This is a genomic window from Duganella sp. GW821-FHT07F09, assembly GCF_059418705.1.
Genome location: NZ_JBWKQJ010000004.1, coordinates 665,102 through 680,940, shown reverse-complemented (window position 1 = coordinate 680,940; position 15,839 = coordinate 665,102). Strand labels below are relative to the sequence as shown.

Annotated in this window: 12 protein-coding genes; 2 read left to right on the top strand and 10 right to left on the bottom strand. The window is 63.1% G+C overall.

All coding sequences use genetic code 11. The annotated features are described in order from the left end of the window. Positions 1–16: 16 nt before the first annotated feature. A complete protein-coding gene (gene lptG, locus AC07P1_RS14400) occupies positions 17–1,186 on the bottom strand; it encodes an LPS export ABC transporter permease LptG (protein ID WP_494696439.1) in 1,170 nt (389 codons plus the stop codon). Beyond that, a complete protein-coding gene (gene lptF, locus AC07P1_RS14395; RefSeq protein WP_494696438.1) occupies positions 1,183–2,319 on the bottom strand; it encodes an LPS export ABC transporter permease LptF in 1,137 nt (378 codons plus the stop codon). Before lptF ends, lptG begins: the two co-directional genes overlap by 4 nt. Positions 2,320–2,429: 110 nt before the next feature. On the opposite strand from lptF, the gene AC07P1_RS14390 reads away from it, so the two are divergent. Continuing rightward, the gene (locus AC07P1_RS14390) at positions 2,430–3,929 is read left to right on the top strand and encodes a leucyl aminopeptidase (RefSeq protein WP_494696437.1); all 1,500 of its coding nucleotides are present in this window, start codon (positions 2,430–2,432) and stop codon (positions 3,927–3,929) included. Positions 3,930–4,139: 210 nt separating this feature from the next. On the opposite strand, the gene AC07P1_RS14385 is transcribed toward AC07P1_RS14390, so the two are convergent. From AC07P1_RS14385 to AC07P1_RS14375, 3 genes are read right to left on the bottom strand one after another with little or no spacing between them, the layout of a single operon-like run. Then, a complete protein-coding gene (locus AC07P1_RS14385) occupies positions 4,140–4,589 on the bottom strand; it encodes a hypothetical protein (protein WP_494696436.1) in 450 nt (149 codons plus the stop codon). A 59-nt stretch (positions 4,590–4,648) separates the two neighbouring features. Then, entirely contained in the window at positions 4,649–4,840 is a 192-nt protein-coding gene (locus AC07P1_RS14380) for a DUF1653 domain-containing protein (protein WP_471704870.1), read from the bottom strand. A 4-nt stretch (positions 4,841–4,844) separates the two neighbouring features. Continuing rightward, positions 4,845–5,264: a phiTE_015 family protein gene (locus AC07P1_RS14375; RefSeq protein ID WP_494696435.1), complete on the bottom strand. Its 420-nt coding sequence runs from the start codon at positions 5,262–5,264 to the stop codon at positions 4,845–4,847. Positions 5,265–5,682: 418 nt separating this feature from the next. Between AC07P1_RS14375 and xth the strand changes: the two genes are divergently transcribed. Then, on the top strand, positions 5,683–6,447 hold the full coding sequence (gene xth / locus AC07P1_RS14370; RefSeq protein ID WP_494696434.1) for an exodeoxyribonuclease III: 765 nt from the start codon (positions 5,683–5,685) through the stop codon (positions 6,445–6,447). Between the two features lie 41 nt (positions 6,448–6,488). Here xth and AC07P1_RS14365 read toward each other — a convergent pair whose 3' ends face one another. The 5 genes from AC07P1_RS14365 to prpB form a co-directional block, all read right to left on the bottom strand. Then, entirely contained in the window at positions 6,489–9,767 is a 3,279-nt protein-coding gene (locus tag AC07P1_RS14365) for a bifunctional diguanylate cyclase/phosphodiesterase (RefSeq protein ID WP_494696433.1), read from the bottom strand. Positions 9,768–9,951: 184 nt separating this feature from the next. Then, a complete protein-coding gene (gene prpF / locus AC07P1_RS14360) occupies positions 9,952–11,148 on the bottom strand; it encodes a 2-methylaconitate cis-trans isomerase PrpF (protein WP_494696432.1) in 1,197 nt (398 codons plus the stop codon). A gap of 2 nt (positions 11,149–11,150) precedes the next feature. Further along, positions 11,151–13,748, bottom strand: a complete 2,598-nt coding sequence (acnD, locus tag AC07P1_RS14355) for a Fe/S-dependent 2-methylisocitrate dehydratase AcnD (RefSeq protein WP_494696473.1) — start codon at positions 13,746–13,748, stop codon at positions 11,151–11,153. After that, positions 13,748–14,893 carry a bifunctional 2-methylcitrate synthase/citrate synthase gene (prpC, locus tag AC07P1_RS14350; RefSeq protein ID WP_494696431.1) on the bottom strand — a complete coding sequence of 382 codons (1,146 nt, stop codon included), beginning with the start codon at positions 14,891–14,893 and terminating at the stop codon, positions 13,748–13,750. Before prpC ends, acnD begins: the two co-directional genes overlap by 1 nt. A gap of 13 nt (positions 14,894–14,906) precedes the next feature. Further along, positions 14,907–15,806: a methylisocitrate lyase gene (gene prpB, locus AC07P1_RS14345; RefSeq protein ID WP_494696430.1), complete on the bottom strand. Its 900-nt coding sequence runs from the start codon at positions 15,804–15,806 to the stop codon at positions 14,907–14,909. Positions 15,807–15,839: the final 33 nt, after the last annotated feature.

Genomic DNA, 15,839 nt, shown 5'->3' with positions numbered 1-15,839 from the left:
TCACGATGCTATTCATCTAATGTCGCTCCACCCACCACAAGGCGCCCAGCGCCAGCAGCAGGAAAATTAAACTCGGGGCGATCGCCGTCAGTGCGGCCGGCCAGGTGCTCAACAAACCAAGGTGCGAGAACAAGGTGTTGACCAGCAGGTAGCTAACGCCGATCATGATGCCAACGAAAATCTTGAGACTGACACCGCCGCTGCGGGTGTGCAGGTAGCCGAACGGCAGCGCCAACGCCATCAGCACGAAGATCGCCAGCGGATCGAACAGTTTTTTCCAGAACGCGATCTTGAAGCGTTCCGTCTCCTGCTTGTTCTCCTGCAAGTGGCGGGTGTACAGCGCCAGCTCGCTGGCGGACATGCGCTCCGGATCGGAGCGCGACACCGACAGGATGCGCGGTGTGATCTCGGACAGCAGCTCCTTGGTGGCGCTGGTGCGCGTCTCGATCATGCTGCTGCCCTGCTCATAGTTGTTCGCCAGATTGGCCTGGCTGCCCGGCTTGAGCAGCGCCGGATTGGTGAAGATGTTTTCCTTCACGTCCGACAGCAGCCACTTGTTCGTACCCTGGTAAGTGCCGCTCTTGGCCACCGTGATGGAACGCAGGCGGAAGTTGTTATCGAACTCGTACAGCTTGACGTCGACCAGTTTGCCGTCCGGGCGCACCTCGCGCACGTTGAAGAAGCGCGAACCGATCACTTCCCCGGTCATGCCTTCGGACTTGACGATATCCTTGGTCCACAGGCCGGAACGGAACTCGGTCGAAATCGTCGTGCCGCGTCCACTGAGTTTGATTTTTTCCGCCAGCGGCGCGGTGCGCGGCGTGATCAACTCACCGAAGATGAAGGTGATAATCACCAGCACGACACCGATCTTGGCCAGCATCCACGCCACCATTCCGGTGGTCATGCTGGAGGCGCGCATGATGGTGAACTCGGACGTCGACGCGAACTGCGCCATCGTATAGATGGTGCCGATCAGCGCCGCCAGCGGCATCACCTCGTACACATGGCCCGGCAGCTTGACCGCCACGAACAACAGCACATACTGGATCGCGTAGCCGTTCTTGCCGACGCGCGGCAGTTCGCCGGTCAGGTCCATGAACGCTTGCAGCGCCAGGAAGGCGACCAGCACGAAGGCCACCGCCTGGAAGATGGTGACCGCGAAGTAGCGTTGCAGGATCCTCATGGCGCCACCGCCTTTTTATTCGCATTGCGCGAACGCTTCATCGCCGCCAGCAACGCCAGCGGGTGATAACGGTGATTCAGATTGAGCCTCCATGCGAACAGACCGAGAACCGTCAATGCCGCCATCAGGTGCAACGGCCACCACGACAGCGCGAACGTGAACTTGCCCTGTCTGACGCTGGCCTCGACCAGCTTGACCGCGTTGGTGTACGAGAAGAAGATCAGCAGCGCGATAATCAGGTTGGCCGAACTGCCGGCGCGCGGATTGACGAATCCCAGCGGGATCGCCAGCAGCACCAGCACCAGGCAGGTCAGCGGCGAGGCGATCCGCCACAGCAGCTCGGCGCGGCCGGAATTGGTGGCATCGGTGAGCAGCGTCATGGTCGGCACGGCGTCGGTGTCGCGCTCGGAGTCGAGATCCTGCGACTGGCTGGTCACGCGCATGCTGTAGGTATCGAACTCCATGGTCTGGAAGTCGGACTGGCCCGGCATGCCCTGGTAGCGCCGGCCGTTCTTGAGCACCAGGTAGCGCTCCCCTTTCGGTCCGGTCGAAATCACGCCCTCGCGCGCGACGATGACCGCCGTGCCGTTTTTGTCGACCGTGTTGACGAACACGTTCTGCACCACCGACGTGTCGCCGGCGACGCCTTCGACGAAGAAGATGCGGTTGGCCGACGACGATTCGCGGAACTGGCCGGGCGAGACCTTTTGCAGGTCTTCGCGCTTGGCGAAGCGCTCGACGTACTCCGCGCTTTTTTCCTTGGCCCACGGCGCGGCGACGAAGCTCAGGCCCGCCGTCAGCAGCACCATCGGCAGGCCGAAGGTCAGCACCGGCGCGATCCAGCGGGTCAGGCTCAAGCCGGAGGCGAACCACACCACCATCTCGGAATCGCGATAGCTGCGCGTGACCACCATCAGCACCGAAATAAAGCTGGTGAGGATGAGGATAGTTGGCAGATAATTCACCGTTGCGAAAAGGATCAGCGCGACGACGTCGCTGGAGGCGACCTTGCCGCCGGCGGCCTTGCCGAGGATGCCGATCAAGGTCCAGGTAACGCAAACGCTGAACAGGATCGTGAAGCTGGCGAAGGCGGTGCTGGCCATTTCACGTCGTAGGGTGCGTTGAAAGATCATTCGAAAGTTATAATTCGGTAGTTAAGGGCTCGTCACAGGGCCACAAGTTAATAACAGCCCGGCCAATCAGGCCAAGGGGCTGGCAATTCGTACACGACACGGAGAATCAAATGGACTTTAGCATAAAAGCATTCGACACAAAAAACACCATCAACTCGGCCAAAACGGGCGTCGTCGCCGTGGCGGTGTTCGAGAATAAAAAGCTGTCGCAAGCTGCCAAAGCACTGGACGGTTCCGGTGACATCACGGCCGCGCTCAAGTCCGGCGACATCAGCGGCAAGGCCGGCACCACGTTGCTGCTGCGCGGCGTCAAGGGCGCCAGTGCCGAGCGCGTGCTGCTGGTCGGCCTGGGCAGCGACGACGCAGTCAGCGAGAAAAGCTTCGCCAGCGGCGTTTCCGCGGCCTTGAAGGCTTTCTCGGCCCTGGGCACGAGCGACGCTATTATCGCACTGCCGATGACCGAAGTGAAAGAGCGCGACGTCAATTGGGCGATCCGCTGCGTGGTGCAGAGCGCCCACGAAGCCGCGTTCCGCACCGACGGCCAGAAAAGCAAGAAGGACCCGGCACCGGCCGGCGTCAAGAAGATCGCCCTGGCGGTGCCGAGCAGCCCCGCCACCAAGCTGGCGCTGGCGCAGGCCGTGGCCATCGCCAATGGCATGGACCTGACCAAGGAGCTGGGCAACCTGTCGGCCAACGTCTGCACCCCGACCCACCTGGCCAACACCGCAAAAAAACTGGCCAAGGACTACAAGTTCGACGTCGAGATCCTGGACCGCAAACAGCTCGAAGCGCTGAAGATGAACAGCTTCCTGTCGGTCACCAACGGCAGCGAGCAGCCGCCGAAGTTCATCATCCTCAAGCACATGGGCGGCAAGTCAAAGGACGCTCCGGTGGTGTTGGTCGGTAAGGGCATCACCTTCGACACCGGCGGCATCTCGCTCAAGCCGGGTCCCGGCATGGACGAAATGAAGTACGACATGGGCGGCGCCGCCTCGGTGCTGGGCACCTTCCGCGCCATCGGCGAGATGGACCTGAAACTGAACGTGATCGGCGTGATCGCCAGCTGCGAGAACATGCCGTCGGGCCGCGCCACCAAGCCGGGCGACATCGTCACCTCGATGAACGGCTTGACCATCGAGATCCTCAACACCGACGCCGAAGGCCGCCTGGTGCTGTGCGACGCGCTGACCTACGCCGAGCGCTTCAACCCCGCCGCCGTGATCGACATCGCCACCTTGACGGGCGCCTGCATCGTCGCGCTGGGCCACCACAAGAGCGGCTTGTTCACGCGCGACGACGACGTCCACAACCAGCTGGCCGACGAGATCATGGCCGCCGGCAAAGCCTCGAGCGACACCGCGTGGCGCCTGCCGATCGGCGAGGAGTACAACGAGCAGCTGAAGTCGAACTTCGCGGACCTGGCCAACATCGGCACGCCGGGCGGCGCCTCGTGCACGGCGGCGGCGTTCCTGGAGAACTTCACGCGCAAGTACACCTGGGCGCACCTGGACATCGCCGGCACCGCATGGAAATCGGGCGGCGCGAAGGGCGCGACCGGCCGTCCGGTGCCGCTGCTGTCGAACTTCCTGATCGGCCGCGCCGGTTCGTAAGCGCCGCGATCCGCCGCCGGGGTCCCCGGCGGCGCTTGGCGGATTAGGCTGCGCTAATCCGCCCTACGTGGTTCAGAATTCATCAATGGCGGTGGCCAGATGCGCCGGGACCGGTGAAAACCACGGAGGCACGTAGGGCGGATTAGGCGGAACGCCGTAATCCGCCATTTATGCGCCGCAAACACAGCGTCCCTTACACCGCATACCCGCTCAATACAACGTCACCCCGGCCGCCGGCGGCGGTCCCTCATCCCTGCCCTCGGCCGGACGCATCACCACCGTCAGGATCGACGGATAATCGTAGCCCGCGCCCGTGTTGCGGTCGATGACATAGCCGACACCCGCCGTCAAGATCACATTGCCCCACAAATTGCCGTTCACCTTGGGATCGACCTTCTCGTAAGCCCAGGCCGCGCCCTCCTTCTGGCAATCGATGCGCAGCGGGGCCGCGCTCTTGCGCAGGGTCACGCGGGCCGGCGTGGTGACGAACCACTTACCGACATCGTTATACAACACGCAGCCAACGCCGCCGATCTCGCGGTGATCGAGCACGGTCTGCACCAGCACATTCTGTTGGGTCGATTCAGTGAGGGACGCGCAACCGGCGCATGCGAGCATGGCCAGCAGCGCGGTGCACGCGGCGACGGGGCGGAGAAACATGGTCTGCCTCTAAAGTAGATACAGACACAGTGTAGCAAGCCGGGCGCGAATTGATTCGCTCAATCAAGAGGCGTAAAGCGTTGCACTTTTACGCCATCGACCTCGATGAGTTGAAAAAACACGTCTTTCGGCCGCGCCCAGATGGACCCGTCGGGCGCGCGGTAAACAATCATGGTGCTCAGGTCGGACTCCAGGGTGGCCTCGCACACCAACTCGTAGAGGCCGCCCTTGTAATGCCGGAAGCGTGTCATCAGGTCAGGCGTTTTGACGCACCTGCGCCGACTTGGCCACACGTTCCTCGACATTGCCCTGTTCCTGTTCCTGCTTCTTCTTCAAGCCCTGCACCACCTTCAGGATGTCATCCATGCCGCGCTCGCCACCGAGGGTGGAGAAAGCGTCGAGCACTTCGTTCAACACCTGGTTGCGGACGGCGGCCTCGTCGGAATTGATAACCGGTGGACGTTGCAGCGCTTCCGCTGCGCGCTTTTCGGCGGCGGCCGCCTCCTTTTGCGCGGCGGTCTTGCGACCGCCCGGCGTTTTGCCATGTTCCAGCGCCGCTTGCCAGATCACCCAGCGGCGCTGCGTCTCAAAGACCAGATACTCTTCTGGCTTATCTTCACGGCGGCGAACGATATGTCCGTCGCGCTGTGCCCATGCCTCAAATGCAGTTCGCATTTTTCAATTCCTTTGTAAATGCGCTACGCGCAATTCACTGTTAAAACTACAAGTTATTTCCGAATAGTATCACTTATTGCGGCATCACAATGAATAATATACACGGCTCTTGCTATTTTGTGGTTGCTGATAGGAAACACTAGTTTTCCACTAATTTGTATCAGTATATTTCTCTTTTACCATTCTGTCTCCTACTGAAGTACAATTTTGACAACTACGAGACAAAAGTAGCAATTCTTTTTTTATTTCACACTTTTTGCAACATTTTATGCCTTACCACCACACTTGCGAAGTTCTATTTCATGTTTTTTTATAAAACACGACAAATAGACAAGCTCATCTGTTAAATCAAGTTACGGTAAGATGCGTTTCATAGGCGTATCGCCTCCACCAAACCCGCAAGGACACTGCTCCCCCGATGAAACTAGCCACATGGAATGTTAACTCACTGAACGTAAGACTGCCGCACGTTATGAATTGGCTTGCGGAAAATCCAACAGACGTGCTCTGTTTGCAAGAAACAAAATTAACGGATGACAAGTTTCCAGCTAGCATTATTGAAGCCGCAGGCTATCATGTTGTGTACAGCGGGCAAAAAACTTACAACGGCGTCGCCATTATTTCCAAGCTGCCGATCACCGACGTCGTCAAAAACAATCCACTCCTGGATGATCCACAGCAACGTATCCTCGCCGCAACCATCGACGGCATGCGCGTCGTCTGCGCCTACGTGCCGAACGGCCAGAGCGTTGGCTCCGAGAAATACGAATACAAAATGGGCTGGCTCTCGGCCTTCCACGACTGGATCAAGCAAGAGGCCGCCCTGCACCCGCAACTGGCCGTCGTCGGCGATTACAACATCGCCCCCGAGGACCGCGACGTCCACGATCCGGCCGCCTGGGAAGGCATGGTCCACGTTTCCGAGAAGGAACGCGCCGCCCTCGCCCGCCTGCTCGACATCGGCCTCACCGATTCCTACCGCCTGTTCGAACAGCCCGAAAAATCGTTCAGCTGGTGGGATTACCGGGGCCTCGGCTTCCGGCTGAACAAAGGCCTGCGCATCGACCACATCCTGCTGTCGCCGGCGCTGGTGGCACGCTGCAGCGCCTGCGTCATCGACCGCGCGCCGCGCAAGCTGGAGCAGCCGTCCGACCACGCGCCGGTGATCGCCACGCTGGACTAACCCCGCCGCCGCCCCCGCCCCGATCGCGGCCGCCTGTTCCACTAAACGGCCGTGATCGGGGGCCGCGGCAGCAGCAGCCGCGCGGTCGCATGCGGCACCGGCGGCGAGAACAGATAGCCTTGCGCGAACTGGCAGCCGTTGCGCTGCAGGAGCGCGTACTGGCCCTCCGTCTCCACCCCCTCCGCCACCACCGACAACTGCAGGCTGTCCGACAGCGCGATGATCGCCGCCACGATGGCGCGGTCCTCGGCGCTGTCCTCCAAGTCCTTGATGAAGGCGCGGTCGATCTTGATCTTCTTGACCGGGAAGCGCTTCAGGTAGGCCAGGCTGGAATAGCCGGTGCCGAAATCGTCGATCGACAGGCGGATGCCCATCGCGTTGATCTGCCCCAGGACATCCAGCGTGTGCTCGCCGTGCTGCATCAGCGCCGTCTCGGTGATCTCGAATTCCAGCAGCGACGGATCGATGCCCGTTTCGTCGAGGATGCGCCGTATCGATTCGACCAGCCCCCGATGCATGAACTGGCGCGGCGACAGGTTCACCGCCAGCGGCACCGGGACCAGGCCTTCGCGCTGCCACGTCATGCTCTGCACGCATGCCTGGCGTATCACCCATTCCCCCACCGGCACGATCAAACCGTTTTCCTCGATCAGCGGAATGAAACTGTCCGGCATCACCAGCTCCGCGTTACCGCGGCGCCAGCGCAGCAGCACCTCCATCGCATGCAAGCGGCGCGTGCCGATATCCATGATCGGCTGGAAGTGCAACGTGAATTCGTCCAGCGCCAGCGCGCTGCGCAGGCTCGATTCCAGCTCGAAGTGGCGCGCCGCCGACTGGTTCATCGCCTCTTTAAAATACTGGTAGTTGTTCCTGCCGCTCGCCTTGGCGTGATACATGGCGGCGTCGGCGTGGCGCATCAGGGTCGCCACGTCGGCGCCGTCGTTCGGATACACGCAGATGCCGATGGACGGCGTGATGTGCAGGTTGCGTCCCTCCAGCGGGAAGCCCTCGGACAGCGCCAGGATGATCTTCTCGGCCACCTGGCTGGCCTCGTCCACGCTGGCGATGCCCGGCACCAGCACCACGAACTCGTCGCCGCCCAAACGGGCCACGGTGTCGCTGGCGCGCACCGCGCGGCACAAGCGGCTCGCCACCTCCTTCAGCAACTGGTCGCCGGTCATGTGGCCCAGCGAGTCGTTGATGGTCTTGAAGCGGTCAAGGTCGATGAACATCACCGCCAACTGACGCTGCGAACGCTGCGCCGCCAGCATGGCGCGGTCCAGCCGGTCCGACAGCAACGCGCGGTTGGGCAAGCCGGTCAGGCTGTCGTGGTAGGCCATGTGATGCACGCGCGCCTCGGCCTGACGGCGCTCGACGATCTCGCCTTGCAGCAGCGCGTTGGCGCCCGCCAGTTCGGCCGTGCGTTCGAGCACGCGCACTTCCAGCTCGTCGCGCGCGCGGCTGACCGCTTCGGCCGCCTCGCGCCGCGCGGTGATGTCGTCCACCAGCCACACGGAGCGTCCGCCGGGCTGCGCCAGGTCGAACGGCCGGCCCGATAGCCGCGCCCAGAACCGGCTGCCGTCCTTGCGCACCAGTTGATACTCGGCGACGTTGACGCGGCCGGTGCGGAAATCCTGCGCCGTCGCCGCGCGCGCCTCCCGCCACGCCGACTGGTCGGCATAAAAAGCCTGCACGCTAAGGTGGTTCATTTCGCCCGGCGCGTAGCCGAACAATTCCTCCATCTTGGCATTGCAGCGCAGGTTGAGCCCCTGCTCCACCACCGAGATGCCCAACACCGCGCTGTCGAGGATGGCCTGGTTCTCCAGCAGCGCGTTGCGCAGCGCCTCCTCGGCGCGTTTTTGCTCGGTGCGGTCCTCGATCACCCAGATCGTGCCCTGGCCAGGGTCGGTCGGATTGACCACGTAGCCGATCAGCTGCGCCCACAGCCGCGTGTCGTCGGCGCGGCGCATTTCCATCTCGGTCTGGAAAGGCTTTGCCGTCGACAGAAAAGGATAGGCCTCGGCGCCCAGTCGCTCGTAGGCTTCCTGCGACGGATACAGCGCCTGCCCGGGAACCCCCAGGCCGGTGTCGCCGGGATAGCCGAACATGTCGCCGAAGCCGCGGTTGTAGCGCGTGATGACGCGGTTCTTGGTGAACAGGATGCTCATCGAGGCGTTGGTCATGATCGCCTCCACTTCCATCTGCGTCTGGCGCGTGGTGGTCACGTCCTCGATGATCCAGATGGCGCCGCCCTCGGTGTTTACTTCGTTCATCGCGTTGGCGCGCACGCGGCACCAGATCAAGGCGCCATCCTTGCGCTTGAATTCGAACGCGGGGCTCTCGTACGGCTTGCCGTTGTCGAGCTGCGCCCGCGCCTCCACGGCGAAGGCCTGATACCTTTCGTGCGACGGGAACATGTCCGACGCCGGCATGCCAACCATGTCCTCGACGGTGTAGCCGAACATCTCCGCCATGCGCCGGTTGCAGTTGCGGACGATCTGGCCTTTACTAAACAGGATGCCGATGGACGCGTTGTCCAGGATGGCCTTTTGCTCGATCAGCGCGCGGCGCAGCTTTTCCTCGTCGATGCGATGCTCGTTGATGTCTTCGACGATCCACACCGTGCCTTCGCTGGTGTGGATCGTATCGATGGCGCGGCCGAACAGGCGCGCCCAGAATGTGCTGCCGTCCTTGCGCCGCAACACCAGTTCCGTCTTGAACGGCAAGCCCTGCGCCAGCGGCGGCCCGGCCTCGCGCCCCAGTTTGAGAAAGTCCTCCTCGCTCGGATAGACGGTCACGCTGGGCGCGCCCTCCAACTCCTCGCGGCTGTAGCCCAGCATCTCGGCGCAACGGATATTACATTCGGCGATGCGGCCATCCTTGCCGAACAGGATGCCCACGGCGGCGTTCTCCAGGATGGCCTGCTGTTCCAGCAGCGTTTTACGCAACGCCCGCTGCGAGCGCTGCACGTCGCTGATATCGTGGAACACGATGGTGCCGCCATCCGTATCGGCGCCGGCCGGCAGTGGTTTGGTCCAGACTTGCACGGCGATGTATTTGCCGCTGGCGGAAACCAGGCAACTGTCCCAGCGCCGCCCCGTCTCCGCATCGTTCAGGCGCGCGGCGCTGGCGCCGCGCAGGTGCCGCGCGAACAGGGTCTCAACGGTCTGGCCGCCGGGGTCGTATTCCAGCAAGGCGGTCAAGTCCGCGTTCGCCGCAAGCACCAATCCCCCGGCGCTGTAAGCGCACGCGGGAACGCCGATCAGCGCCAAGGCGTCCGCGACGAAATCAGGATGGGATGAAACGCGATTTATGAACACCAGGAGCACCCGAAAGAAATGCCGCCTTGGTCGTTACATATCGGCAGCATTGTTGGCAGATGATAAACCACATTGGTACCATTAGCCATCCACGTGCCAATTTCGCGTTCTTAAATACGACACTGCGCCGCAGCGATACGACGACGCGCGCCCCCGTCGCGCACCGACTCGCATCATGCCAGCTTCACGCGGCGGGCACCCTCACCCAGCCCTCCATGAGCACGCGCGCGCTGCGGCTCATGACCGCCTTCGTCACGCGCCACTCGCCGTTTTGGTGTGTCGCCTGCGCGCCGACGCGCAAGGTACCCGATGGATGGCCGAAGCGCACCGCCTCCAGCGATCCGCCGCCAGCCGCCAGGTTGACCAGCGTGCCGGGAATGGCGGCGGCGGTGCCGATCGCCACGGCGGCGGTGCCCATCATCGCGTGATGCAGCTTGCCCATCGAGAGCGCGCGCACCAGCAGATCGATATCGCCGGCGCCGATCCGCTTGCCGCTGGAGGCAATGTAGGTCGCCGGCTTCGCTACAAACGCCACCTTCGGCGTGTGCTGGCGCTGCGCCGCCTCGTCGAGATGCTTGATGAGGCCCATGCGCAGCGCGCCGTGCGCGCGTATGGTCTCGAACATCGCCAGCGCCGCCACGTCGCCATTGATCGCGTCCTGGAGTTCAATGCCGGTGTAGCCGATGGCGTCCGCCTCGACGAAAATGGTCGGGATGCCGGCGTTGATCATGGTCGCCTTCAACGTGCCGATGCCCGGCACCTCCAGATCGTCGATCAGCCGGCCGGTCGGGAACATGGAGCCGCCAGCGCCCTCCTCGTCCGCCGCCGGGTCCATGAACTCCAACCGCACTTCGGCCGCCGGGAAAGTGACGCCGTCCAATTCGAAGTCGCCGGTCTCCTGCACTTCGCCGTTGTTCATCGGCACGTGGGCAATGATGGTTTTGCCTATATTGGCCTGCCACACGCGCACCACGGCAATCCCGTCTTGCGGAACGCGCGCCGGGTCCAGCAGGCCGGCGCTGATGGCGAAGGCGCCGACGGCGGCCGACAGGTTGCCGCAATTGCCGCTCCAGTCGACAAACGCCTTGTCGATGGAGACCTGGCCGAACAAATAATCAATATCGTGATCGGGCCTGTCGCTTTTCGACACGATCACCGTCTTGCTGGTGCTGGAGGTGCCGCCGCCCATGCCGTCGATCTGCTTGCCGTAGGGGTCGGGACTGCCGATCACGCGCAGCAGCAGCGCGTCGCGCGCGGCGCCCGGGGTTTGCGCCGCTTCGGGCAAATCGCCGAGCCGAAAGAAAACGCCCTTGCTGGTGCCGCCGCGCATATACACGGCGGGGATCTTGATTTGCGGCGGGTGGATGGTGTTGTTCGTCATATCTATGCCGCCTTCACGGATTCAAGGAAATCCTGGGCGAAGCGCTGCAGCACGCCGCCCGCCTCGTAGATCGACACTTCCTCCGCCGTATCCAGACGGCAGATCACCGGCACCTCCACCTGCGCGCCGCTGAGGCGATTGATCACCAGGGTCAGCGTCGAACGCGGCGTGCGCGCGCCGATCACGTCATAGGTCTCGGTGCCGTCCAGCGCCAAGGTCAAGCGGTTCACGCCGGGCATGAACTCCAGCGGCAGCACGCCCATGCCGACCAGATTGGTGCGGTGAATGCGCTCGAAGCCCTCGGCCACGATCGCCTCCACACCGGCCAGCCGCACGCCCTTGGCCGCCCAGTCGCGCGACGAGCCCTGGCCGTAGTCGGCGCCGGCGATGACGATCAGCGGCTGCTTGCGCTCCATATAGGTCTCGATGGCTTCCCACATGCGCGTGACGCGGCCTTCCGGTTCGATGCGGGCCAGCGAACCGGCCATCACCTTGCCGTCCTGCCCGCGCACCATCTCGTTCTTCAGGGTCGGATTGGCGAAGGTTGCGCGCTGCGCTGTCAGGTGGTCGCCACGGTGCGTGGCATAGGAGTTGAAGTCCTCCTCCGGCAGGCCCATTTTCGCCAGGTACTCGCCGGCCGCGCTATCGAGCATGATGGCGTTAGACGGCGACAGATGGTCGGTGGTGATGTTGTCGCCCAGCAGCGCCAGCGGACGCATGCCCTTCAGCGGACGGGCGCCGGCCAGCGCGCCTTCCCAGTATGGCGGACGGCGGATATACGTGGTCTGCGGGCGCCAGTCGTACAAAGGGCTCACTTTCAGGCCGTCGTCCTCCTCCTTGGCGAACATCGGGATGTAGACCTTGCGGAACTGCTCCGGCTTGACGCTGGCGGCGACGATGCGGTCGATCTCCTCGTCCGACGGCCAGATGTCCTTCAAGGTGACCGGCTGGCCGTTGGCGTCGTGGCCCAGCACATCCTTCTCGATATCGAAGCGGATGGTGCCGGCGATCGCGTACGCCACCACCAGCGGCGGCGACGCCAGGAAGGCCTGCTTCGCATAAGGATGGATGCGGCCGTCGAAATTGCGGTTGCCCGACAAGACGGCGGTGGCGTACAGGTCGCGCTCCACCACTTCCTTTTGTATCACCGGATCGAGCGCGCCGGACATGCCGTTGCACGATGTGCAGGCGTAGGCGACGACGCCGAACCCCAACTTCTCCAGCTCCGGCATCAGCCCCGCCTCCTCCAGGTACAAGGTGACGGTCTTGGAGCCGGGAGCAAGCGAACTTTTCACCCAAGGCTTGCGGGTCAGGCCGCGCGCGTTGGCGTTGCGCGCCAGCAGACCGGCGGCGATCATATTGCGCGGGTTGTTGGTGTTGGTGCAGCTGGTGATGGCGGCGATGATGCAGGCGCCGTCCGGCATCAGGCCCGGTTCGTTTTCCACCACGCCGCTGATGCCGCGCGCGGCCAGTTCCGACGTCGGCACGCGGCTGTGCGGATTCGACGGACCGGCGATATTGCGCACCACCGACGACAGGTCGAACGTCAACACGCGCTCGTATTCGGCGGTTTTAAGCGCGTCCGCCCACAGGCCGGTCTCCTTCGCGTACAGCTCCACCAGCTTGACCAGTTCATCATCGCGGCCGGTCAGCTTCAGGTATTTGATGGTCTGCTCGTCGATGTAGAACATCGCGGCGGTGGAGCCGTATTCCGGCGCCATGTTGGAGATGGTCGCGCGGTCGCCCAGGGTCAGGTGGGCCGCGCCCTCGCCGAAGAACTCCAGGTACGACGACACCACCTTTTGCTTGCGCAGGAATTCGGTCAGCGCCAGCACCGTGTCGGTGGCGGTGATGCCTTCCTGCGGCTTGCCGGTCAGCTCGACGCCGATGATGTCGGGCAGCCGCATCCACGATGCGCGGCCCAGCATCACGCTTTCCGCCTCCAGTCCGCCGACGCCGATGGCGATGACGCCCAGCGCATCGACCATCGGCGTGTGCGAGTCGGTGCCGACCAGCGTGTCGGGGAAGGCCACACCGTCCACGGTTTGGATCACCGGCGACATGCGCTCCAGATTGATCTGATGCAGGATGCCGTTCCCCGGCGGGATCACGTCGACGTTCTTGAACGCCTTCCTGGTCCAGTTGATGAAATCGAAGCGGTCTTCGTTGCGGCGGTCCTCGATCACGCGGTTCTTGTCGAAGGCATCTGGATCGAAGCCGCCGCATTCGACGGCCAGCGAATGGTCGACCACCAGTTGGGTCGGCACCACCGGATTGACCAGCGCCGGATCGCCGCCCTGCAAGGCGATGGCGTCGCGCAGGCCGGCCAGGTCGACCAGCGCGGTCTGGCCGAGAATGTCGTGGCACACCACGCGCGCCGGGAACCACGGGAAATCCAGGTCGCGGCGGCGTTCGATGAACTGGCCGAGCGAGGCATTCAGCGTCGCCGGATCGCAGCGGCGCACCAGGTTCTCGGCCAGCACGCGGGACGTGTAAGGCAGTTTGGCCCAGGCGCCTGGCTGGATCGCGTCGACGGCGGCGCGCGCGTCGAAGTAATCCAGCCGGGTGCCCGGCAAGGGCTTACGGAATAAGGTATTCATCATTTCCTGTCCTTGATCGGCACGAATTGCAGATCTTCCGGGCCGACGTAGTTCGCGCTCGGACGAATGATCTTGTTGTCGATGCGCTGTTCGATGATGTGCGCGGCCCAGCCGGACGTGCGCGAGATGACGAACAGCGGCGTGAACATCGCCGTCGGCACCCCCATCATGTGGTACGACACGGCCGAGAACCAGTCCAGGTTCGGGAACATCTTCTTGACGTCCCACATCACGGTCTCCAGGCGTTCGGCAATGTCGAACATTTTCATCGAACCGCCTTCGCGCGACAGCTTGCGCGCCACTTCCTTGATGACGACATTGCGCGGATCGGAGATCGTGTACACCGGATGGCCGAAGCCGATCACCACTTCCTTGTTGGCGACCCGGTTGCGGATGTCCGCTTCCGCTTCATCCGGATTCTCATAGCGCTTCTGGATCTCGAACGCGAACTCATTGGCGCCGCCGTGTTTCGGGCCGCGCAGCGCGCCGATCGCGCCGGTGACGGCCGAGTGGATGTCCGACCCCGTGCCGGCGATGACGCGCCCGGCGAAGGTCGACGCGTTGAATTCGTGTTCCGCATACAGGATCAGCGACGTGTGCATCGCCTGCACCCAGCTGTCGGACGGCTTGAAGCCGTGCAGCAAATGCAGGAAGTGGCCGCCGATGGAATCGTCGTCGGTTTCCACGTCGATGCGCTTGCCATTGTGGCTGAAGTGATACCAGTACAGCAGCATCGAACCGAAGGACGCCATCAGGCGGTCGGCGATATCGCGCGCGCCCGGCACGTTGTGGTCGTCCTTCTCCGGCAGCACGCAGCCCAGCACCGAAACGCCGGTGCGCATCACGTCCATCGGGTGCGCCGACGCCGGCAGCGCCTCCAGCGCCGACTTCAGCGCCTGCGGCAGGCCGCGCAGGGAGCGCAGCTTGGCCTTGTAGCCGCGCAGTTCCGCCTCGTTGGGCAGTTTTCCGTGCACTAGCAGATAGGCGATTTCCTCGAACTCGCAGGAGTTGGCCACGTCCAGGATGTCATAGCCACGGTAATGCAGGTCGTTGCCGGTTTTGCCGACGGAGCACAGCCCGGTGTTACCGGCGGTGACGCCCGACAGCGCGACGGATTTTTTTGGTTTGAAGGTGGTCTCGGTCATGTCTGGTCTCCTGTTATTTTTTCTGGGTCGCGTTTTGCGCCGCAAACAAGGCGTCGAGCTTTTGCTCGAAGCTGTGATAGTTAATGCGCTCATACAGCTCGGCGCGGGTCTGCATGGTATCGACGACGTTCTGCTGGGTGCCATCGCGGCGGATCGCGCCATAGACGTTTTCGGCGGCCTTGTTCATGGCGCGGAAGGCGGACAGCGGATACAGCACCAGGCCGACATCGGCGCCACGCAATTCGTCCACCGTGAACAGCGGCGTCGAACCGAATTCGGTGATGTTGGCGAGCACCGGCACCTTGACGGCGGCGGCAAACTGTTTGTACATATCGAGGCTGATCATCGCCTCCGGGAAGATCATGTCGGCGCCCGCTTCCACACAGGCGACGGCGCGTTCGATCGCCGCGTCCAGTCCCTCGACCGCCAGCGCGTCGGTCCGCGCCATGATGACGAAGTTATCGTCGGTGCGCGCGTCGACGGCGGCGCTGATGCGGTCGACCATCTCCTGCTTCGACACGATCTCCTTGCCCGGACGATGGCCGCAGCGCTTGGCGCCGACCTGGTCTTCGATATGCATCGCGGCGGCGCCGAACTTGATCATCGACTTGACGGTGCGCGCGACATTGAACGCGGACGCGCCGAAACCGGTATCCACATCGACCAGCAGCGGCAGATCGCAGACATCGGTGATGCGGCGCACGTCGGTCAGCACGTCATCCAGGTTCGAGATGCCCAGGTCCGGCAGGCCGAGCGAACCCGCCGCCACGCCGCCGCCCGACAAATAAATCGCCTTGAAACCGGCGCGTTTGGCCAGCAGGGCATGATTGGCGTTGATCGCGCCGACCACCTGCAACGGGGATTCTTCCTGAACAGCTTTGCGGAAGGCGGCGCCCGCGGAATATTGACTCATGTTGTGACCTTTCAGCATTGCATTGAAGTTGCA